Genomic DNA, 661 nt, shown 5'->3' on the forward strand with positions numbered 1-661 from the left:
AGTTGTCATTCCAGCCGGTCAGACCGAAGCCGAGTACAAGGCGAAAGCCCAAGGTGATGACGTCTTCAAAGACGGTGACACCCTGACCGTGGGCATCACCGATGCCACCGTTGACGGTAAGGCCTTCGAAAATCTGGAACTGGGTGGCAATGCCTCCGTCCTGATCACCGATACCGTCAGCGAGGTGGTTGCGACTCTCACCGCCGACAAGACCACTGTGTCTGAAGGTGGCCAGATCACCTACACCGTAACCTTGACCAATGCCCAGGGTCTGTCGGTCACCGGCCACAACGGCCTGACCTTCACTCTGACCGATGGCACCAAGGTCACCATTCCAGCCGGAAGCGCCAGCGGCACCTTCACCATCACCGCTCCGGACGACGTGTTCGTCGGCGGCCAGCCTTCGATCGTCAACAAGATCGAAGGCGTCAGCGGCGCGGACAACTTCGAGAAGCTCACGCTGGGTGACAACACCGTCACCACGAGCGTGACCGATGAGCCTGGTACCGGCACTCCAGGCACCGACAACCAGGGCGACAAGGTCGCCGTCACCATCGTTGGCAAAGGTGACGTCACCGAAGACCAGCAGCCGGCCTTCACCGTCAAGGTCAGCCAGAAGCTCGACCACGACCTGACCGTCACCCTGTCGAACGGCGACAAA

General features: G+C 60.7%; 1 protein-coding gene. It reads left to right on the forward strand.

Features of this window, described 5'->3' with window-relative positions; all coding sequences use genetic code 11:
• Positions 1-661, forward strand: a 661-nt coding sequence (locus CC207_RS19670) for an immunoglobulin-like domain-containing protein (RefSeq protein WP_371916487.1), incomplete at both ends; no start/stop codon positions are given.

Origin of the sequence: Pseudomonas sp. DrBHI1 (assembly GCF_002205115.1) — a bacterium.
Lineage (GTDB): Bacteria > Pseudomonadota > Gammaproteobacteria > Pseudomonadales > Pseudomonadaceae > Aquipseudomonas > Aquipseudomonas mosselii.